Raw genomic sequence first — 22,041 nt, 5'->3', positions numbered from 1 at the left:
GCATATGGGATTATTGAAGATCCTTACGGCATACAAATTCAGTTAATGTATGACAAGCGATTAAACTAAATAATTAGTCATATTCACATGTTCCTAATAAAAAAAGACACGAAATTCGTGTCTTTTTTCATTTTACCGCAATGACTCTACCCGTTTCACTACTTTCAATCGCCAATTGAATCAATTTAATAACGTCTAAACCTTCTTGAGCAGTTACAGGTAGTTTTTCACCATTTAATATGCTATCTCGCACACCTTTATAATACATGTCATAGCAGCCGACTTCTGTTGGAATACGCTCTAAGCTTTCTTCTGTTTCTAAAGTAGCAAAATTCTCTTCAGAGTCTGATCCATAACCATTATCCCCTGGCTTCATTCCAGTCTTTAATTGTTCTTCCTGTGAATCCATACCATACTTCACGATAGAACCTTTATCTCCATGCAGTGTAAAATGTGGTCCAGCTTGCTTTACGTAACTGCTACTATGTAAAATAACGCGCTTCACTCCATAGTGAAGTACAACATGGAAGTAATCATCCACTTCTGCACCTGGTCGTTGTTTTATTACATCTGCGCTTATCGCATCTGGTTTCCCAAATAATGATAATGCTTGGTCAATTAAATGCGATCCTAAATCATATAATATACCTGATCCTGGTAAGTTCTTTTCTCTCCAGCGATCGCGTACATGTGGGCGGAAACGATCGAAATGCGCTTCATATGCGTATACATTTCCTATTCTTTTTTCTTGTAATAATTTCTTTATCGTTAAGAAATCATTATCCAAACGGCGATTATGATACACACTTAAAACGACATTATGTCGGTTTGCTAATGAAATAAGTTCTTCTCCTTCTTCAATTGAAACAACGAATGGTTTTTCCACAACAACATGCTTACCGTGTACAATTGCTTCTTTTACATATGGAAAATGGGTTGTATTCGGCGAAGTAATGACCACTAAGTCAATATCAGCTCGATTTACTAATTCATCAATTGTACCAACAACTACAGCATTTGGTAATGCTTGTTTCACTACTTCTTCTTTTGATGATAAAATAGCACGAATATCGTATTCTTCTATCGTTTGTAATAACGGGATGTGAAATGTTGTACTAGAAAATCCAAATCCTACAATCCCTACACCTATTTTTTTCATGTTGCCCCTCCATTTATGAGAACGATTTTATTTCATCATTATAACAAGATTATTTTTATATACATAATGATTTGCTTAGAAAAAAGCATCTTGCTATCATTCATAGCAAGATGCTCCCTTTATCCCGCATTAACGCGCAGTAAGACTCCCACCTCAAAATAAGGCGAATGCGAGGGAGTTAGGTGGGAGACCAACTGCCCGTAAAAGCCCGATTGGTGAAGGCTAATACTCAGTGGGGGATGGACAAAGAAAACCACTGATTAAAGTTTCACTTTATTCCGTTCTTTTCTTTGTCCACGTTTCAATTACTTCACCAGTATCATTAACATCTAGTACTAAACTACCATTACTATACCGGTCTTTATTTCGAAACGCTTTCGGATCAATTTCTTCTACAATGTGTTTCTCTGTCTTCATGTAAACTAATTCATCATCTCGAACAATTTCAATACCGACAATGCGGTACGGATTACGTTTTAACTCTTTAAAAATTACAAGGCCTCGCTTCGCCCTCGTTGATTTCTCAATTTCCGATGCCTTTATACGTTTCACAGCACCTCGCTGCGTAACGAGAATAAGTTGATCTTTTTCACCATTTAACGGTTTACCAGAAGCAACATAGTCATCTTCTTTTAAATTAATTGCTTTCACACCAGCTGCTCTGACACCAACTGGACTTACTTCTTCTTCATTGAATACAAGTGCATATGCACCATGTGTTGCAAGAACAATATCACTTGTCCCATCTGTCGCAAATATATCAACAACTTCATCATCTTTTTTCAAGTTTACAGCAACGAATGCCCGTGAATAACGCTGCACTTTATATTGGTTTAATTCTGTTTTCTTAATCATACCGTTTCGTGTAACAAATACGATAAATCGTTTTTCTTCTTCAAAATTCGGTACGACTGTTGCCCAAATTAACGATTCATCTCGCTCGAGTGAAACAAGATTCGCAACGTGTTGACCTAAATCTTTCCAACGAATTTCTGGCATTTCATACACAGGAAGATAAATATAATTTCCTTTGTTCGTAAATAAAAGAACGGTTTCTGTCGTGTTTGTATCGAAACGCTCAAGTAAGATGTCACCCTCTTTCATACCGAAGTATTTCCCGTTCGATGCATTATGCGAACGCCAACCTGTTCGTTTCACATAGCCTTCTTTCGTTACAGTAACGATGACATCTTCTTGCGGAATCATAACTTCCACATCGATTTTAATTTCTTCAATTTCCTCTTCAATTATCGCACGGCGATTATCACTATATGTTTTCTTTACTCTCTTCAAATCTGTTTTAATAACTTGAAAAAGTCTTTTTTCACTTTGTAAAATTGACTGTAACTCTATAATTTTCTTACTAAGTTCCGCGGCTTCTTGCTCTAGCGCTGTAATATCTGTATTTGTTAAACGATATAATTGCAGTGAAACAATTGCTTCTGACTGCGCCTCTGTAAATCCAAATTTCGCACTTAAATTATCTTTCGCATTACGCTTATCTTTAGACCCACGGATCGTTTCAATCACTTCATCTAAAATTGATAATGCTTTCTTTAAACCTTCTACAATATGCTGACGATTTTCTGCTTTTCTTAATTCATATTGTGAGCGTCTTGTAACAACTTCTTTCTGATGTCCAATATATGCATCCAAAATCTTAGGTAATGTCATAAGTGTCGGACGACGATTATTTATCGCTACCATATTAAAGTTGTATGGAATTTGCAAATCTGTATTTTTATATAAATAATTTAAAATACCTTCAGCATTCGCTTCTTTTTTTAATTCTACAACGATACGAAGACCTGTACGATCTGTCTCATCACGTACTTCAGCAATTCCATCTAGCTTTTTATCTATACGTAATTCATCCATTTTCTTAACAAGATTCGCTTTATTTACTTCGTACGGAATTTCTGTAATAACGATTTGTTGCTTCCCGCCACGAATCGTTTCAACCTCTGCTTTTCCGCGAATAATAATTTTACCTTTACCTGTTTCATACGCTTTTTTAATGCCATCTATCCCTTGTATAATACCACCTGTAGGGAAATCTGGTCCTTTAATAACCGTTAACAAGTCATCCACAGAACTATTCGGTTGATCGATACGCATCATTGTAGCATCAATTACTTCTCCAAGATGATGCGGTGGAATTTCTGTTGCATAACCAGCGGAAATCCCTGTAGATCCGTTCACTAATAAGTTCGGGAACATTGCCGGTAATACAATAGGTTCTTCACTCGTATCATCAAAGTTTGACACGAATTCTACTGTTTCTTTATCAAGATCACGTAATAACTCAGATGCGATTGGTGATAAACGTGCTTCCGTATAACGCATTGCCGCTGCTGGATCCCCATCAACACTACCGTTATTTCCGTGCATTTCAACTAAAACATTACGTACTTTCCAAGTTTGACTTAAACGGACCATCGCCTCATATACAGAGGAATCACCATGTGGATGATAATTACCGATAACATTACCTACTGTTTTAGCTGATTTACGAAACGCTTTATCATGTACGTTTCCTTCTACATACATAGAATATAAAATACGTCTTTGTACCGGTTTTAAACCGTCACGCGCATCTGGAAGCGCGCGGTCTTGAATAATATATTTACTATAACGTGCAAAGCGGTCACCTAACACGTCTTCAAGCGGGAGGTCATGAAACTTCTCTGCCTGCATGTTATTCCACCTCCGTCTCCATAATCATTTCATTTTCTAAAATATTTCCTTCTTCTTGCATACCAAATTGTACATTACGCTCAATCCATTTACGGCGAGGTTCTACTTTATCCCCCATCAACGTCGTAACTCGGCGCTCAGCTCTTGATGCATCGTCAATTTTCACACGGATTAACGTACGTGTTTCAGGGTTCATCGTTGTTTCCCATAATTGATCGGCATTCATTTCGCCAAGTCCTTTATAGCGCTGCAACATGTAGCCTTTACCGACCTTTTTCGTTACATCACCTAATTCTTCATCAGACCATGCATATTCAATTACTTCACTTTTCCCTTTTCCTTTACTTACTTTATATAAAGGTGGAAGTGCGATAAATACTTTACCAGCTTCAATAAGTGGTTTCATATAACGGTAGAAGAACGTCAGTAGTAACACTTGAATATGTGCTCCATCCGTATCTGCATCGGTCATAATAACAACTTTATCGTAGTTAATATCTTCAACAGCGAACTCATTCCCTACGCCGCCGCCAATTGCGTAAATAATCGTATTGATCTCTTCGTTCTTAAAAATATCAGCAAGCTTTGCTTTTTCCGTGTTAATTACTTTACCACGTAATGGTAGTACCGCTTGGAAACGACGATCTCGCCCTTGCTTTGCTGAACCACCAGCCGAGTCACCCTCTACTAAATACAATTCGTTTTTCTGAGGATTACGTGATTGTGCAGGTGTTAACTTCCCGCTTAAAGTACCTTCTGATTTTTTCTTCTTCTTACCAGTACGCGCTTCTTCTCTCGCTTTACGAGCAGCCTCACGTGCTTGTGCTGCTTTAATTGCCTTTCTCACAAGAAGTGTAGCTACATCCGGGTTTTCTTCTAAAAAGTAAGCTAAATGCTCAGATACAATTGCATCAATTGAAGAACGAGCTTCACTTGTACCTAGTTTCCCTTTCGTTTGCCCTTCAAACTGGAGTACGTCTTCTGGTACACGTACAGAAACAATCGAAGCTAATCCTTCTCGAATATCTGTACCCTCTAAATTTTTGTCTTTTTCTTTTAATAAAGAAACTTTACGAGCATACTCATTGAACACACGTGTCATTGCTGTTTTAAATCCAGCTTCGTGTGTACCACCGTCTTTTGTACGTACATTATTTACAAACGAAAGAATGTTTTCTGAGTAACCATCATTAAACTGAAACGCTAACTCTGCTTCAATTCCATTTTGCTCACCCGAGAAATATACAACTGGATGAATCGAATCTTTCTCTTCGTTTAAGTATGAAACGAAAGCCTCAATTCCTGTTTCATAATGAAACACATCTTCTAAATCATTACGTTCATCTTTTATCGAGATTTTCATTCCTTTTAATAAGAATGCAGATTCACGTAATCTCTCACATAATGTTTCATAATTATAATTTGTTGTGCTGAAAATAGTTGTATCTGGTTTGAAGTGCATCGTTGTACCAGACTCTTTCGTTTTCCCGATTTTCTCTAACGTCGTTGCAGGAGTACCACCATTTTCAAAGCGTTGTTCATAAATGCTACCATCTCGCTTAATCGTTACTACTAGCCATTCTGATAAGGCGTTTACAACTGATGCCCCAACACCGTGTAAACCACCACTCGTTTTATAGCCTCCTTGGCCAAACTTACCACCAGCATGAAGTACAGTTAAAATAACTTCAGGTGTCGGCTTTCCAAGCTTATGCATTCCCGTAGGCATTCCTCGCCCTTTATCAATTACGCTAATACTATTATCTTTATGTATTACGACAGAAATTTCGTCGCCAAATCCCGCTAATGCTTCATCAACGGAGTTATCTACTATTTCATATACTAAATGATGCAATCCACGGCTATCCGTACTCCCGATATACATACCCGGGCGTTTTCGAACGGCTTCAAGTCCTTCTAACACTTGAATTGCATCTTCATTATATTGGAACTGATGCTTCGCCAAACTCCTTGCCCCTTTCCTAATCAAATCAGAACATATGTTTCTATTATAGAATAACGCCTCGACTATAGTTTTGGCAAGTTATCTTATCTCTTTTATATACTATTTTCAATAGAAAAATCCTTGTTTTTTTTCACAAGGATTCCTCTAGGCTACTATTTCAGAAAAATAATCGTTTGTCAACGAGAAATGGATATGTATTCCAACATTATACATTCCAAACCTTTATCATGATCCAAATGATCAATATCCAAAATGGGATAACAAGTAACAATCCCCAAAAACAGCCTTTAAAAAATCTCATGATGAACACCTCGTTCATCCGCCCTACTTATGTAAAAAGTGAGGGCTGAATCAATCTTTCTATCTTTAAAATCTATACTATTTTGTCATTACATGCTCTACTTTAATGCAACGATCCATTATTACTGTGTAGCCTTTTTCTTGTAAAAGTTTATATGTATCTTCATCTTGTACTCCTAATTGTGCCCAGAAAACATCTGCATCAATCTCTACAAACTCTTTCGCAACATCCTTTAAAAATTCTGAGCGACGAAACACATTTACAATATCAACATGTTCTTTAATATCCGTCAGTGAAGAAACTGCCTTTTCTCCGAGTACTTCATCTACTGTTGGATTTACTGGAATAATGCGGTACCCAGCATCTTGCATTGCTTTTGAAACCATATACGATGTGCGTTCTGGCTTATCTGATAATCCAACAACTGCAATCGTTTTACTTTTCTTTAATACTTCACCAATTTCCGTACGAGTTGGGTTTTCAATTATCATAATTTATCCCTCCTATTCCTTTAGTATATCCGATAAAGAAAGTCTCTTTCAACATGAAAGAGACTTTCTTTTATTCCGATTATTGATTCTTTGTAGCTGAATTATCTGCTAATGTAGCTGTTTTCGTCATTTTTTGGCCATTGCGATAGAATGTAACTTCTACTTTCTCGCCTACTTTTTTCTTTTCATATAAATATTTACGGAATTGAAGTGAATTCTCTACTTTTTGATCATCTAACGCTACTATTATATCATATTGCTCTAAACCAGCTTTTTCCGCTGGTGATATTGGATAGATTTTACCTAATACAACTCCATTTGTTACTTCTTTTGGCACTTTTAATTGATTTACTGCATAAGCTTGCACATCTTCTAATGAAACGACACCTACTCCAAGAGCTGGACGTTTCACTACTCCGTCTTTTTCAAGGGATTCAATAACTGGCTTTGCAATATTAATTGGAATAGCAAATCCAATTCCTTCAACTTCTTGTTGTGCAATTTTACTTGAATTAATCCCAATTATTTCACCGTTTTGGTTAAATAACGCACCACCACTATTACCTGGGTTAATCGCTGCATCTGTTTGAATAACTTGAGCATTCCAATCTGCACGCTTATCGCCATCAATATCTACTGGAATTTCACGTTCTTTGCTACTAATAATACCTTCTGTTACACTTCCATCAAACCCTAGTGGGTTACCGATTGCAATCGCTTTTTCACCCGCACGAAGTTTACTTGAATCACCTAAAGTGGCAACTTTATTTACATTAGATCCATCAATTTCTACAACCGCTAAATCTAACCAAGGGTCTTTCCCTACAAGCTTTGCATCTACCTTTTTACCATCACTTAGTTTTACAGCAAGTTTATTTGCTCCATCTACTACATGGTTGTTCGTTACAATATACGCTTTATTTCCTGCTTTTTTATAAATAACACCTGATCCTGAGCCAGCTTGTTGCTCTTGGCCTGTCGGTTGCATTGCAAATGGATCAACACTTTGTTGCATATTAATAACACCTACAACAACATCCTTCGCGCCTTCGATCATTCCCGGTAAATCAGTTTCATTTTTCGCTTTATTTACAACTGGAACTACAGTTCCTTCTACTTGTTTATTAGAATTGAATGACGAAACAGCTGCATCATTATTTTGCACCCATGGCATGTACGGTGCTGCAAAACTAATCGAAACCGCCCCGACTACAGCTCCAACTAAACCTGTGAAAAAATATCCTTTTTTACTACCTGATTTTTTCACTTCTCTCGTTTCACTATGCTCTTCATTCAAATTCGGTCCGTCGTAATATCCCATGTTTTATTTCCCCTCCCTGGTGAATTCGTACTTTCAGTATAGTCACATTTTGTGTCCTTCTTGTGAACTCATCGTGAAATCCAATTAAAAAAATACTCCTATCTACCATTGTAGACAAGAAAAGTATTTTTTGTACATTCCACCTACAAAGGAGAGTGTAAATTTGCTATATCCCAAAGCCGGGATGCATAGTAAATTAAAGGTTATTCTTCGAATTTGTAACCTACTCGAATAACAGTGCCGATATGCTTCGCCTTATCTCCTAGCTTATTTCGCAGTTTTTTAATATGTGTATCAACCGTTCGGTCATCACCGTAGTAATCATATCCCCATAACTGATCTAATAAATGTTGACGTGACAACACAATTCCTTTGTTCTCCATTAAATAAACAAGAAGTTCAAACTCCTTATGTGTCAATATAATTTCTTCACCATCTACTAAAACTGTTCTAGATAGTCGATTCACTTCTATTCCAGCTAAAGACATAGTATTTTCTTCTGATACTCCTACCGCTCCATCCGCACGTTTCAATAACGTCTTTGCACGAGCTACTAACACTTTCGGACTAAAAGGTTTTGTTACATACTCATCTGCACCTAGTTCAAAGCCTAGTAATGTATCATCCTCATCAGAACGTGCTGTCAGCATAATAATTGGTACCGCTGACTCTTTTCTAATTCGTCTACAAACAGACCAACCATCTATTTCTGGTAACATAATATCTAACATAATTAAATCAATTGTATGTTCAGCAAATAATTCTAGCGCTTTTTTTCCATCTTCCGCTTCGATTACTTCAAAGCCTTCATTACGAAAATAATCACTAACAATTTCACGTAATCTTCTTTCATCTTCAACAAGTAATACTGTTTTATTCATATAACCTATCCCGCCTTTTTACTCTTTCAATCGAATAATACGTTGATTGGAGCTTCCGCGAAATGGAAGTGTTAAATCTTTTTTATCAAGTTCAAATCTTCCATCGACCAAAACATCCCCATAATGTAACAATTCTATCATATCATTATTTTGAGCACTCTGTATCTCTTCTAACCTGTAACCTGTATAAATCCATAGATTTTTTCTCAAATCCTTCACTGCTTTTGCTACTTTTTTCACTTCAGCAGCTTGAAAAAATGGATCTCCGCCTGAAAATGTTACATCGGTTAATGAATTTTTTTCAATCTCTTTCACAATTTCTTCTACCGTCATTTCAGTTCCATTGCAAACATTCCATGATTTCGGATTATGGCAACCGATACAACGATGCGGACAGCCCGCAAAAAACACGACTGTCCGCAATCCTTCTCCATCTACTACACTATCATGAATGATATTCATAACTTTCATTTATGCTTCACCCGATCCATCTCTTCACTACGTTTCGCGCTATTCCACTTTGACATATCTCCAACAAGATATCCTGTTATGCGGCGAATTCTTTCTATTTCATTCTCATCTTCATTCCCGCAACTCGGACATTCATTCCCGATAATGCCATGATAACTACAGCACTTACAACGATCAACAGGATGGTTAATTGAACCGTACCCCACTCCGTACTGCGCCATCGCTTGTACAATTTGCTTTAACGCTTTTTGATTATGCACAGCTGCACCATCTAGTTCAATGTACGTAATATGTCCGCCATTACAAAGAGCGTGGAACGGTCCTTCTAATCGAATTTTATCTATCGCTTGAATATTGTAATACACCGGTACATGGAACGAATTTGTATAATAATTATGATTTGTCACACCGCTAATTACACCAAATTCTTCTCTATCTTTTTTCACAAACTTTCCTGATAACCCTTCTGCCGGCGTTGCAATTACAGAGAAATTGAGTTGATGTTCTTCCATCGCCTTATCCATTCTCTCTCTCATAAAGGAAATAATTTCATATCCAAGCTTCCACGATTCTTCATTTTCTCCATGATGCTTTCCAGTTAACGCTACTAAACATTCTGCAAGACCGATAAAACCAAGACTTAACGTCCCTTGTTTTAAAATCGGTGCCACAGCATCTTCAGGTTGTAACGTCTCTCCACCGCACCATACACCTTGTGAATATAAGAACTGAAAATCTCTTGCTCTCTTTGTACATTGATAAGCAAATCTCTCTAATAATTGCTTAACGCCTAAATCTAAATAATAACTTAGCGCTTCAAAAAACGCTTCTTTCGATCCACTAATTAGCCCTAATTTCACTAAATTAATAGAAGTAAACGACAGATTACCTCTTCCTATTGCCGTTTCTTCTCCATGTATATTAGACATAACACGAGTGCGACATCCCATGTAACATACTTCACTTTCAGGTCGTCCATCATAGTGCACTGCATTAAATGGAGCATCTAAAAACGAAAAGTTAGGGAATAATCGCTCAGCGGTCGTTTCTAACGCTAATTCAAATAAATCATAGTTCGGATCACACTCTTCAAAGTTCACCCCTTTTTTCATTTTGAAAATTTGAATAGGAAAAATCGGTGTTTCTCCTTTACCAAGTCCAGCTTGCGTCGCTTTTAAAAGTTGCTTAATTAAAAGTCTTCCCTCTTTCGATGTGTCTGTTCCGTAGTTAATAGAAATAAATGGTACTTGTCCCCCGCCCCTACTATGCATACTATTTGAATTATGAACGAAAGCCTCACACGACTGATACGTATCATTTTCTGTCTCTTTCCATGCAAATTCCTCTATTTGTTCTTTCGTAAGCGGATATGACTGTAGTCGTTTTTTATGTCTCTTTACTGTTTTTCTCACATATGGAGCTAAATCAATATCAAAGAGTGCAAACGATTGACCACCGTGCTGCATATTTTGATTCGCCTGAAAAATAATTGAAGAAAGCGCCAACGCACTTTTAATGTCTTGCGGTTGTCTCATATGTCCATGTCCAGTATGGAAACCGTTAGCTAGCATTTGCGCTAACGGAATTTGCGAACAAGTCGTCGTTCCTGTTGCATAAAAATCTAAATCATGTGGATATAATATATTTTGATCTATCGCTTTTTTCACTTGATCTGATAATAATTTTTCTACTGCATAATACTTTGCGCTCTCAGATGCGAACGTTCCCATTACTCCCATTGGAGATCGACCATCTACATTTGCATTTTCCTGCATTAAATCTTGTTCATTACCGTGGATAATTGTCTCAAATACTTTCATTAATTCTTCTCCACGTACATTTTGTTTCAACATTCATAACCCTCCACCAACATGTTGTTGTCTTTCGATTAAAATCATACAACATATAGTTCTTCTGTTCCTGTGAAAAATGTAACATTCCTGTGAAAGTTTTTTTAAAAATTAATGACTTTTTCATTTATAAAAAAGAAATGTGCTCTTTACAAATGTATGGTACAATAAATGGGAAAAACTCTTTTTACCCTTTATCAACACATTTGTATAAAGGAGACTGAACTCATGGTTATTACATATCTTTTATTTATCGTTGCCTATCTACTCGGTTCGATTCCATTTGCATTAGTCGTTGGAAAAATTGGTTATGGAATCGACATTCGTGAGCATGGAAGCGGTAATCTAGGCGGAACAAATACATTCCGTACATTAGGGAAAAAAGCAGGTTTTATCGTAACAATTGCTGACATTTTAAAAGGTACATTAGCAACAGGTCTACCGATTATTTTCGGGTCAGATATTCACCCACTATGGTTTGGATTAGCCGCTGTTCTTGGACATGTCTATCCGATCTTCGCAAAATTCCGCGGGGGGAAAGCAGTTGCAACTTCTGCTGGGGTACTATTATGCTATTCACCAGTTGTTTTTGCAATATTAGCTGTTGTCTTTTTCAGCCTTTTATTTACAACAAGATACGTATCACTTTCTTCTATGATAACAGCTGTCGTTGCTGTTATTGCATCCATTGTTAGCGGGGATAAAATCTTCATTATTGCGATGTGTTTATTAGCAGGTATGGTTATTTATAAACACCGTGCAAATATCGGACGAATTATAAATAAAACTGAACCAAAAGCAAACTTTTCAAAAAAGCAAAAATAAGATCGTAACCCACATAACGCAAAAAGAAAACGTGAAGCATATTAATAGCGTCTTTTTGCGTTATTTTTTATACTAAAAGAAAAAGCAACATAATTTGGAGGAACTATACATGAATCTTTCCGTAACAAAAGAAGCAGCACAATGGTATAAAAACGAATTAAACTTACAATCGGGTGAAACAATACGCCTTTTCGTACAATACGGCGGTTGCAGTACTGTGCAAAAAGGACTTTCTTTAGGTATTCGTAAAGATGACCCTGCGCACCCTGCTGTTCAAACTCAAGAAGAAGGTATTAACTTCTTTATTGAAGGCGATGATGAGTGGTTCTTCGATGGACATAATTTATTAGTTACACTTAACGACGGTGATGATTTCCCTCAATTTAATTATGAAAAATAAAAAAGCGTGGCTTCTGCCACGCTTTTTTATCCCGCTATTTGCGGGTAGTAAGACCCCCACTGATTAAAGTTTCACTTTATTTCTTTTTAATTTCCTCATATTTCGCATACCACTCAGGATATAATTTTTTAAATGATACAGGGCGGAACCCTTCTTTTTTCGCACAAATATTCGTCGTGCTTGCAGTAATACAAAGTTCGCCATCACCATTATAAATTTCATATCCATATACAACGCGGAGCGGGCTCACAGTATCAACCCAAGTTTTCACAATAGCTTTTTCTCCGTAACGCATCGCTTTACGATATGAAATTTGCAAGTCTAATACAGGAGAAATAATTCCCTCTTTCTCCATTTCAACATATGAAAATCCTAATTCTTGTATAAGTTTAGTGCGCCCAAGTTCTAGCCACACTAAATAGTTTGAATGGTAAACAACACCCATCTGGTCTGTTTCCGCATAGCGGATTTCAACTTCATGTTCTGCTACAAACATTTCTATTCGCCTTCTTTCACTTCTGCTACCTTGCATACATTTAATCATAATACAGTGGAATCAAAAATAAAATAAAAACAGTGAATCTTTTACCGAAAGGGGCAAGCACATGATCCAAATTGTAACTGTTCGTAGCGGTGATAGTGTTTATGGTTTAGCATCAAAGTACGGATCTACACCTGAAGAAATTGTAAAAGACAATGGACTAAATCCAGCTGAAACACTCGTTGTTGGTCAGGCACTTATCGTTAATACAAAAGGCAATAATTATTATGTACAGCCAGGTGACAGCCTTTATCGAATTTCTCAAACGTATAACGTCCCTCTCGCCAGTTTAGCTAAAGTTAATAACCTTTCATTAAAATCTATTCTCCATGTCGGACAGCAATTATATATACCGAAAGGAACAAAACGAGCAGTAGAATCCATTGCTTATTTACAGCCTTCAACAATACCGATAAAAGAAAGTTTAGTAAATGCTACACGTGCTATTAATCCATTTTTAACATATTTAGCCTACTTCAGCTTTGAAGCAAAAAGAGACGGCACTTTAAAAGAACCGACGGAAACAGCGAAAATCGCTAATATTGCAACGCAAGGTAACACCATCCCTATGCTCGTTATTACAAATATTGAAAATGGAAATTTCAGTGCCGATCTGACCTCGGTTATTTTACGCGATGCAACAATTCAAAACAAGTTTATTACTAACATTTTGCAAACAGCTGAAAAATATGGCATGCGAGACATTCATTTCGATTTCGAGAGTGTGGCACCTGAAGATCGCGAAGCGTATAATCGTTTTTTACGAAATGTGAAAACACGCTTACCTAGCGGATACACATTAAGTACAACACTTGTACCGAAAACGAGCTCAAATCAAAAAGGGAAATTTTTTGAGGCTCACGATTATAAAGCACAAGGACAAATTGTTGATTTCGTCGTCATTATGACATACGACTGGGGTTGGCAAGGTGGACCACCGATGGCGATTTCCCCTATTGGTCCTGTAAAAGAAGTACTTCAATATGCAAAATCTCAAATGCCCCCACAAAAAATTATGATGGGGCAAAATTTATATGGATTTGATTGGAAACTTCCTTTCAAACAAGGGAATCCACCCGCAAAAGCAGTTAGCTCTGTCGCAGCTGTTGCACTTGCTCGTAAATACAATGTTCCTATCCGCTATGATTTCACAGCCCAAGCTCCACATTTTAATTACTTTGATGAAAACGGCGTACAACACGAGGTTTGGTTTGAAGATTCGAGGTCTATTCAAAGTAAATTCAATTTAATGAAAGAACAAGGCATTGGCGGTATTAGTTACTGGAAGATTGGTCTACCATTCCCACAAAATTGGCGTTTACTCATTGAAAACTTTACAATTACGAAAAAAGGCTGACGAAAGTCAGCTTTTTAAATATTTTTATAATATTATCCAAACACACAAAAAGGAGAATGATGACATTCTCCTTTTTTTAACCGTTATCAACAATTGGTTGTTTGCCAGTTTGGTCTTGCATTTGCTTTCCTTTATTGCCACCAGCTTTTTTCGATTGTGTTCCAATTTGATTTGGTGCAAAGTCTTTTGAATTCTTTTTCGGATTACCCATTACTATCGCCTCCTTAACACTAGTATCGTACTAGTGTTAAGAATTATTCAGCCTGCTTAAAAAGTTTCATTTCATAACGTTTTTCAATTCGTTTTTCAATTCGATCCATTGCATCACGATCGCTTAATAATTGTTGTTTATTTTCATTTACAAGTTCTTCAAACGATCTACGGCGACTTCTTCTCATGTTGCTCACCCTTTCTTCTACGCTTTCTTATTACATAGTATGAGCAAATGAAAAACTCTTTAATCAGATTTGTAAGAAAATTTTATGTTTTGATAAAAAATCGTATTTAAATATTTTTTAATTTCTTCATCCGCATTTACTTTATTTGCTCTATATTCATCCAGCGCTCGTAATACAGAATCGTATTCTGCTACAATGTAGCTCTCTAGCTTCAAAATGTCCTCTACACTGTCAATCATAATTCTCGTGTTGCCAATCTCACTTTTCAATGCTGCCTCGTATGTTAAGCTCGTACAAATTTCTCTTACATCGTCTTCCATTTTTTCTGTTAACACATATTTCTTTCGCCCTTTGACCTTTAACCTTATAATTGGGTAAAAGGCTTTTATATCTAAATAACTCCCAACATTCATACAACGAATCCACTCAATATCACGTTTATTTCGTACAAGCATTTCTTTTACTGCTTCAAATACCGCTGTTTCATCAAGTACTTCCTTATTCGCTTTTCTTTTTCCTTCTTCTTCAACCGCTGCACATTTTTGATAAACAGCCGCACACGTAATACAGTCGTCAAATGCATTATGAGAACTTAATCGAATTCCAAGCATTCGTTTTAACGTTTCAAGTTTATGATTAGGCGCATGCTTCATATATTTTTTCGCTAAAAACACAGTATCAATAACGTTATTTTTAGGCTCAGGTAGTCCAAGCATATTTACATTACTTTTTAAAAAACGCATATCAAAAGATGCATTATGAGCGACAATAACATTTGTATGTAAAAATGCTAAAAATAAAGGTAATACTTCTTCAATCGTCGGTGCATCTGAAACACGATAATTTGTAATACCTGTTAAACTTGTTATTCGGTCCGGAATTGAACGCTCCGGATTCACATAGGAAACAAATTGATCTACTAGTTCATGATTATGATATTTCACTGCTGCGACTTGAATAATTTTATCATTATAAGGGTTAAATCCTGTTGTTTCAAAATCAATTACAACATAATCTAACGGTAAGGATATATTCCCCACTCCAAACACTCCTTTACCTCTAAACGTTTATATTTCTTTTATCATAACATGCTGCTATCACTACGTGAAAAAGAAAAGGCAGAAATGGTAACTTTCCACCTCTACCTTTTCACCGTTATTTTAATTTAGCAATCCGTTTCTCCATCTCTTTTTGCGTCATCGGTCCAATGAACTTATCTTGAATGACACCTTCTGTATCAATAAAATAAGAAGTTGGAATGGTAATTACTTTATACGCTGTTGTCACATCAATGTTCTTGTCCAATAAAATAGGAAAAGTAATTCCTTTTTCTTTAGCGAAGTTCCTTACCTTTTCTTCTCCCCCTCCTTTTTCTGAAGGAGTATAGTTTATAGCTAAAATTTCTACGTTTTCTTTATGTTCTTTATAAAAGGCCTCCATATCAGGCATTTCTTGCTGACAAGGCCCACACCACGTTGCCCAAAAGTTTAAAATAACTTTCTTTCCTTTTAAATTGGATAACTTTACATTCGTTCCATCTATCTTTGCTAATTCAAAATCTGGTGCGCTCTTTCCAATTTCAATACCGTTCCTTGCGAAAATCTCTTTCATAGCAGCTTCACTTTTGGCAGGCTTTTCTTGCATTACTTGATCCTCTTTACCAAACTGTTCATAAGCTGCATATCCCGCTAAACAAAGTAACACTACAATAATGGTAAGCTTCCGCCACATATTATATCACCCTTACGTGTTTATCTTCTTATTACATAATCACCAAAATACTATATACCTTATTTTAGCTTATACGGACAAGCTTGGAAATATTCACAGTCGAAATAGTTAGAATATTTATAGTCCAGATGAAATATTTCCCTTTTTATCATATAATTAGAAATAAATACAAAACTTGCGAGGTGATATGTATTTTACAATTACTTATCAACCCTTTCACTTTTGTTTTTTTCACTTTACCATTACTATGTATTTTTTTTAGCACCTTACTATACAAATTCAAATGGGCTGCAATTATTATTTCTTTTACTGTTCCACTTATATTTTTCATTATCGTCTCTAAATTTAATATACACCTAGCTTTACAAAACTTAGACGCTTGGATTGTTTATAGTGCTGTTTATTCTGTACTTTCCTACATAACAGCAGCGCTAATACGAAGAAAACTGCACATGTAGAGCTTTCAAAAAGGGGGATTTTTATGAATTTATTTGAAAAAATACTATTATATATTCTTAGTTTTATATTTTCACCAATCGGGATTATCACTTGGATCATCTCGCTCTTCAGTAAAGATCCTGAAAAAAAGCAAGTGGGACGTATTTGTCTCTATATCGCTTTAATCTCATTTATCCTTTTAGCTGGTCTCGGTATTCTTAGTTTCTTCACGATGACTACCACCACTACTATACAATAGTTACAGAAAGGATGATTGTTTTGGGAGAACACCCTATTAGTAAAGAACTTCGCTATATACGAATATGTTTAGTTATTTTAGTAATCGTTCTTTTATTTTTCAACGGTGAACGAGTCGTTGAAATTTCTACAAATCATGATTCCATAGAAAATATTTCCACCAGTAATATGACACAGATTGCTGAAAATACATTTGCTATTCAAGAATATAATCCATCACTAAGTAGCGAACGTATAGTCAAGATTTTCAAGTATAATCCGGATACAAATCAACTTACTCTAGTAAAAGAGTTTAGTACTAACGATCCTGAGTCTTATACGTATCGACTTAATAAGAGTGAATAAAGATAAGAGCGCTATGTAGCTCTTATCTTTTTATTAGCATCTCTTTAAACAATGACTTACAATTTAATAATTCTCTAGGATCCCCACATTCCACAATACTCCCATTATTCATAACAACCACCCGATCCGCTATCATCGCATTCTCTACATCATGTGTCGTCACAATTCTCGTTACATTCCCCCCTAGCCCTTTAAGCATATTCCAAACCACTTCTTGATTGCTCGGATCTAATCCCGCAGTCGGTTCATCTAAAATAATAAGATTCGGATTTGATACAATCGCTCGCAATAACGCAAGACGTTTTCTCTCTCCTCCCGAAAACTCTTCACCGCTTTTATGTAGTACAGTTTGAATCCCTTCAGGTAAATCCCTAATAATCGGCTTCACATTTACAAGTTCAATATTTTTTGCTAACTGGTTTTCTAAATACTCTTCCCCGAAATACATATTCTCTTTTATTGTCGTCCGAAAGAAACGAGGTTCTTGCCACACTGTAGTCATACGAGCCCCATTACCATAATAAACAATGCTACCGTTAGATGGTTTATACACACCCGTTATTAATTTTAAAAGCGTTGTTTTTCCTGCACCACTTTCTCCTACAATAATGACGAGTTCACCAGGATTAATTTGCAAATGAATATTTTTAATTCTACATCTCTCTTCGACGTTCTCTTGAAATGAAACATTTGTTAATCTCATTCCCATCGCTCTCTCTACATTTCTGTATTCAGCTCCTATATTTAAAAAACAAAAAACTCGATTTGCCGAAGCAATAGCAACTTGTGTCATCATTAATAAATCACTTGCATAACGAACAGGAAAAAATAACATCTCAATTGTAGCTAATACCGCCACAAGCGAACCGACTTCCATATCCCCTTTTATTATTTTTTTTGCTCCTATAATAAGAACAACAATATATGCTCCTGTTTCTATTACCGTTCCAACTATCCCAATACAATGTTGTATCATCGTCTTCCTTACTTCTGTTTTATAAGATTGTGCCGTCACTCCTTTAAACAAATGAATTGCCCATTTTTCTTTTTGTAAACTACGTAAATCTTGCATACCTTTTACAAACTGTGACATCATCTCTACAACACTTGATTGATTTTTTTGAGCAATACTTGCAATATTTCTTACTTTTCCCCCCATAAGCATTGGAACAATTGCACTTAAAAATAAAAACGGGGTTATCCACCATATGAACTGTACATCGATATGTTGTAGAGCTATGAACGCACCAATAAATTGTGCAATGGCGTGGATGTATTCTATTAATATAGATCCATATAACCTTACCCAATTCGGAATATTAGAAACGACTAATGTTTCTAACTCCCCTTGTTTTACCTTCTCACTTTCTTCAAACGGTAATAAGAAAAAATGACGTAATACATCTATACGCTTCTCTCGTAATATTCGCTGACTTACTTTTGAGCTTACATAATCAAATAACAGATTGTTCACCCACATCAAAAAGCGACTCCCCGCAAACAAAGCAATATATACATACGTACCTTTTAACTCCCGCTGAATAATGTTATCTACAATTAGCCCCATAAATAGCGGACGGGATAAATTTAAAATGGCAGCTACTATTCCGCTACAAATCGCACTAATTAGCAATAGCTTTTCTTGCAACAGCGGCAACATTATTCTTCTATACTCATTCATTGTCATTCCCCCAATTTTGCATAATAAAAGGAAAGGGATGAAACCAAATGGTTTCATCCCTTTCCCTCTGTACATAAAGTAAGGAAGCTAACAAATGTTAGCTTCCTTATCATTCATTTCAATTATTTAGTTTGACACTTTAGACTCTTCGATTTTCGAACGAAGAACCATTTGCAAGATACCACCGTGACGGTAGTAGTCAATTTCAACTTCACTATCGAAACGAGCTACTACTTCAAATTGCTTCTCTTTTCCTTCTGCATCGATTGCAACTACTTTTACAAGATCGCGTGGTCTAACCGTTTTGTCAATTTGAATTTCAAATGACTCGTCACCAACAAGTCCTAATGTTTCAGCACTGTCGCCATCTTTAAATTGTAATGGTAATACGCCCATTAATACTAAGTTACTGCGGTGAATACGCTCGAAGCTTTCTGCGATTACTGCTTTAATACCTAATAACTTTGTACCTTTCGCAGCCCAGTCACGAGAACTTCCCATACCGTAGTCTTTACCAGCAACAACTAGAAGGCCTGTGCCATCTTCTTTATATTTCATCGCAGCATCATAGATAGATGTTACTTCACCAGTTGGCCAATATGTTGTATATCCGCCTTCTGTTCCTGGTGCGATTTGGTTTTTAATACGGATGTTTGCAAATGTACCACGCATCATAACTTCATGGTTACCACGACGAGAACCGTAAGAGTTAAAGTCGACTGGTTGTACGCCGTTTTCTAGTAAATAACGTCCAGCTGGCGTGTGCTTACCAATTGAACCTGCTGGTGAAATGTGGTCTGTCGTTACAGAATCACCAAATTTACCAACTATGCGTAAGCCTGATAACGTTTCAACTTCACCTGGCTCTTTAGATAATCCTTCGAAGAACGGTGGGTTTTGAATGTATGTTGAATCATTATCCCAAGTATATAAAGCTTCATTTGAAGTTTGGATTTCATTCCAGCGCTCATTGCTGTTAAATACTTGTGCATATTCTTTTTTGAACAATTCAGATGTAACAACACTTTGAACTACATCTTCAATTTCTTTAGCTGATGGCCAAATATCATTAAAGTAAACAGCATTACCATTTACATCTTTACCGATTTCATCATTTTTCAGGTCAATATCAACAGTACCTGCAAGTGCATATGCCACAACAAGTGGTGGTGATGCTAAGTAGTTTGCCTTTACAAGTGGGTGAATACGACCTTCAAAGTTACGGTTACCAGATAAAACAGATGTTACTAATAAATCATTTGCTGCGATTGCTTCTTCTAATTCCTCTGCTAATGGACCAGAGTTACCGATACAAGTCGTACAGCCGTAACCAACTGTTTGGAAACCTAATTGATCTAAATACGTTGTTAAACCAGACTTATCTAAGTACTCTGTAACAACTTTAGATCCTGGTGCTAACGATGTTTTTACGTAACCAGGTACTTTAAGTCCTTTTTCAATTGCTTTCTTCGCAACTAACCCTGCTCCAATTAACACGTACGGATTTGACGTATTTGTACAGCTTGTAATTGCAGCGATTGCAATTCCACCTGTTTTCATCGTTACTTCTTGATCTTTCAATGTAACTTTCACTTCTTTATCAAACTCTTGCTCATTGAATCCAAGCCCTTGTGTTCCAACTGGTGCTACAACAGCTTTATGGAACTCCTCTTTCATATTTGAAAGTGGGATTAAATCTTGCGGACGTTTCGGTCCAGAAAGATTAGATTCAATTGTATTTAAATCAATTTCAACAAGATCAGTATAAATTGGATCTTTACTGTCTGCTGTATAGAATAAGCCATTTGCTTTACAATATTCTTCAACAACGCGAATTTGCTCTTCATCTCTACCTGTTAAACGTAAGTATTCTAATGAAATATCGTCGATTGGGAAGAATCCACAAGTTGCACCGTATTCTGGTGCCATATTTGAAATTGTTGCACGGTCAGCTAAAGGCATGCTCTTTAGTCCATTACCGAAGAACTCAACAAATTTACCAACTACACCTTTTTGACGTAACACTTGTGTTACTTTTAATGCAACGTCAGTTGCTGTTGTACCACTTGGAAGTGTACCAGTTAATTTCACACCGATTACTTCAGGTACTGGGAAATATGAAGGCTGTCCAAGCATTCCTGCTTCTGCTTCAATACCACCAACGCCCCATCCAAGAACACCAATACCATTAATCATTGTTGTATGTGAGTCAGTTCCAACTAATGAATCTGGGTATGCAACTAAGTCACCTTCAGCATTTTTCACCGCATGAACAACCGGTGCTAAATATTCAAGATTTACTTGGTGTACAATACCTGTTGCTGGTGGAACTGCACGGTAGTTATCAAATGATTTCTGTGCCCAGCTTAAAAATTTATAACGTTCTTCATTACGTTTAAACTCTAAGTCCATGTTGAATGCAAGCGAGTCCGCTGTACCCGCTCTATCAACCTGTACAGAGTGGTCAATTACAAGGTCTACAGTAATTTCTGGATTAATTTTATCAGGATCTCCGCCCATATCTGCCATTGCTTTACGAAGCGAAGCCAAATCTACAACAGCTGGAACACCTGTGAAGTCTTGTAAGATTACGCGAGATGGTTTAAACGGAACATCGATATCTTGAACATCTTTCGTTCCCCATTTCGCTAAATTTGTAACATGTTCTTCTGTAATTACGCGTCCGTCTACTTGACGAAGTACAGATTCAAGTAAAACTTTCACGGAATATGGTAATTGAGATACGTTGCCAACCCCTGCGTTTTCAAGCGCTTTCAATTGATAATAATGATACGTCTTTCCATCTAGTTCAAAAGTTGCACGTGATTGAAATGGATTATGTTTGACCATTATGTTTCCCCCCTGTTAAACGTGACTAATTTGTCTGAATATAAAATGTAGACAAACTTTTCAATACCTTACGATAATAT

At 36.5% G+C, this 22,041-nt stretch carries 20 protein-coding genes and 1 pseudogene; 6 read left to right on the top strand and 15 right to left on the bottom strand.

Features of this window, described 5'->3' with window-relative positions:
* A pseudogene (locus AB3X49_RS07325) lies at positions 1–69 on the top strand (VOC family protein); the annotation flags it as partial.
* 58 nt (positions 70–127) lie between these two features.
* Here the strand turns inward: AB3X49_RS07325 and AB3X49_RS07320 are convergent.
* The 8 genes from AB3X49_RS07320 to AB3X49_RS07285 all read right to left on the bottom strand — a co-directional run bounded on the left by AB3X49_RS07320 (position 128) and on the right by AB3X49_RS07285 (position 11,140).
* Complete coding sequence (locus AB3X49_RS07320) at positions 128–1,159, bottom strand: oxidoreductase (RefSeq protein ID WP_367961258.1); 1,032 nt, start codon at positions 1,157–1,159, stop codon at positions 128–130.
* A gap of 273 nt (positions 1,160–1,432) precedes the next feature.
* Positions 1,433–3,856: a DNA topoisomerase IV subunit A gene (gene parC, locus AB3X49_RS07315; RefSeq protein WP_002087770.1), complete on the bottom strand. Its 2,424-nt coding sequence runs from the start codon at positions 3,854–3,856 to the stop codon at positions 1,433–1,435.
* A 1-nt stretch (position 3,857) separates the two neighbouring features.
* Positions 3,858–5,822, bottom strand: a complete 1,965-nt coding sequence (parE, locus tag AB3X49_RS07310) for a DNA topoisomerase IV subunit B (RefSeq protein WP_002014314.1) — start codon at positions 5,820–5,822, stop codon at positions 3,858–3,860.
* Between the two features lie 378 nt (positions 5,823–6,200).
* Positions 6,201–6,614, bottom strand: coding sequence for a CoA-binding protein (locus AB3X49_RS07305; RefSeq protein WP_002014313.1), 414 nt, complete (start codon positions 6,612–6,614; stop codon positions 6,201–6,203).
* Positions 6,615–6,693: 79 nt separating this feature from the next.
* Entirely contained in the window at positions 6,694–7,935 is a 1,242-nt protein-coding gene (locus tag AB3X49_RS07300) for a S1C family serine protease (protein WP_367961255.1), read from the bottom strand.
* Positions 7,936–8,138: 203 nt separating this feature from the next.
* Positions 8,139–8,816, bottom strand: coding sequence for a response regulator transcription factor (locus AB3X49_RS07295; protein ID WP_002087776.1), 678 nt, complete (start codon positions 8,814–8,816; stop codon positions 8,139–8,141).
* An 18-nt stretch (positions 8,817–8,834) separates the two neighbouring features.
* Entirely contained in the window at positions 8,835–9,287 is a 453-nt protein-coding gene (gene nrdG / locus AB3X49_RS07290; protein ID WP_002128495.1) for an anaerobic ribonucleoside-triphosphate reductase activating protein, read from the bottom strand.
* Entirely contained in the window at positions 9,284–11,140 is a 1,857-nt protein-coding gene (locus AB3X49_RS07285) for an anaerobic ribonucleoside triphosphate reductase (RefSeq protein WP_367961253.1), read from the bottom strand. The genes nrdG and AB3X49_RS07285 overlap by 4 nt, the downstream gene beginning before the upstream one ends.
* 225 nt (positions 11,141–11,365) lie before the next feature.
* Between AB3X49_RS07285 and plsY the strand changes: the two genes are divergently transcribed.
* Both plsY and AB3X49_RS07275 read left to right on the top strand, forming a co-directional pair.
* Entirely contained in the window at positions 11,366–11,962 is a 597-nt protein-coding gene (gene plsY, locus AB3X49_RS07280) for a glycerol-3-phosphate 1-O-acyltransferase PlsY (RefSeq protein WP_002014306.1), read from the top strand.
* A 109-nt stretch (positions 11,963–12,071) separates the two neighbouring features.
* Positions 12,072–12,362, top strand: coding sequence for a HesB/YadR/YfhF family protein (locus tag AB3X49_RS07275; RefSeq protein WP_002033558.1), 291 nt, complete (start codon positions 12,072–12,074; stop codon positions 12,360–12,362).
* Positions 12,363–12,438: 76 nt separating this feature from the next.
* On the opposite strand, the gene AB3X49_RS07270 is transcribed toward AB3X49_RS07275, so the two are convergent.
* The gene (locus AB3X49_RS07270) at positions 12,439–12,858 is read right to left on the bottom strand and encodes an acyl-CoA thioesterase (RefSeq protein WP_002128497.1); all 420 of its coding nucleotides are present in this window, start codon (positions 12,856–12,858) and stop codon (positions 12,439–12,441) included.
* 109 nt (positions 12,859–12,967) lie between these two features.
* Between AB3X49_RS07270 and AB3X49_RS07265 the strand changes: the two genes are divergently transcribed.
* Positions 12,968–14,260: a glycoside hydrolase family 18 protein gene (locus AB3X49_RS07265; RefSeq protein ID WP_367961249.1), complete on the top strand. Its 1,293-nt coding sequence runs from the start codon at positions 12,968–12,970 to the stop codon at positions 14,258–14,260.
* 76 nt (positions 14,261–14,336) lie between these two features.
* Here AB3X49_RS07265 and sspN read toward each other — a convergent pair whose 3' ends face one another.
* The 4 genes from sspN to AB3X49_RS07245 form a co-directional block, all read right to left on the bottom strand.
* Complete coding sequence (gene sspN / locus AB3X49_RS07260; protein ID WP_000527988.1) at positions 14,337–14,471, bottom strand: acid-soluble spore protein SspN; 135 nt, start codon at positions 14,469–14,471, stop codon at positions 14,337–14,339.
* A 43-nt stretch (positions 14,472–14,514) separates the two neighbouring features.
* Complete coding sequence (locus tag AB3X49_RS07255; protein ID WP_002014298.1) at positions 14,515–14,658, bottom strand: FbpB family small basic protein; 144 nt, start codon at positions 14,656–14,658, stop codon at positions 14,515–14,517.
* Positions 14,659–14,717: 59 nt separating this feature from the next.
* Entirely contained in the window at positions 14,718–15,698 is a 981-nt protein-coding gene (locus tag AB3X49_RS07250) for a 3'-5' exonuclease (RefSeq protein ID WP_367961247.1), read from the bottom strand.
* Positions 15,699–15,813: 115 nt separating this feature from the next.
* Positions 15,814–16,389 carry a TlpA family protein disulfide reductase gene (locus tag AB3X49_RS07245; protein WP_002128499.1) on the bottom strand — a complete coding sequence of 192 codons (576 nt, stop codon included), beginning with the start codon at positions 16,387–16,389 and terminating at the stop codon, positions 15,814–15,816.
* 481 nt (positions 16,390–16,870) lie between these two features.
* Here AB3X49_RS07245 and AB3X49_RS07240 point away from each other — a divergent pair, with 481 nt between their 5' ends.
* Together AB3X49_RS07240 and AB3X49_RS07235 are read left to right on the top strand one after the other, a co-directional pair.
* Positions 16,871–17,086, top strand: a complete 216-nt coding sequence (locus AB3X49_RS07240; protein ID WP_002121369.1) for a hypothetical protein — start codon at positions 16,871–16,873, stop codon at positions 17,084–17,086.
* A gap of 11 nt (positions 17,087–17,097) precedes the next feature.
* Entirely contained in the window at positions 17,098–17,430 is a 333-nt protein-coding gene (locus AB3X49_RS07235) for a YmzC family protein (RefSeq protein ID WP_367961245.1), read from the top strand.
* Positions 17,431–17,452: 22 nt separating this feature from the next.
* On the opposite strand, the gene AB3X49_RS07230 is transcribed toward AB3X49_RS07235, so the two are convergent.
* A complete protein-coding gene (locus AB3X49_RS07230; protein ID WP_367961243.1) occupies positions 17,453–19,168 on the bottom strand; it encodes an ABC transporter ATP-binding protein in 1,716 nt (571 codons plus the stop codon).
* A gap of 69 nt (positions 19,169–19,237) precedes the next feature.
* Complete coding sequence (gene acnA, locus AB3X49_RS07225) at positions 19,238–21,961, bottom strand: aconitate hydratase AcnA (protein WP_367961240.1); 2,724 nt, start codon at positions 21,959–21,961, stop codon at positions 19,238–19,240.
* Between the last annotated feature and the right edge of the window lie 80 nt (positions 21,962–22,041).

This window comes from Bacillus sp. C30, assembly GCF_040838255.1.
In the GTDB taxonomy this organism is placed as follows: Bacteria; Bacillota; Bacilli; order Bacillales; family Bacillaceae_G; genus Bacillus_A; species Bacillus_A mycoides.
The sequence above is the reverse complement of the archived record's forward strand: the minus strand, read 5'-3'. Positions and strand labels throughout refer to the sequence as shown.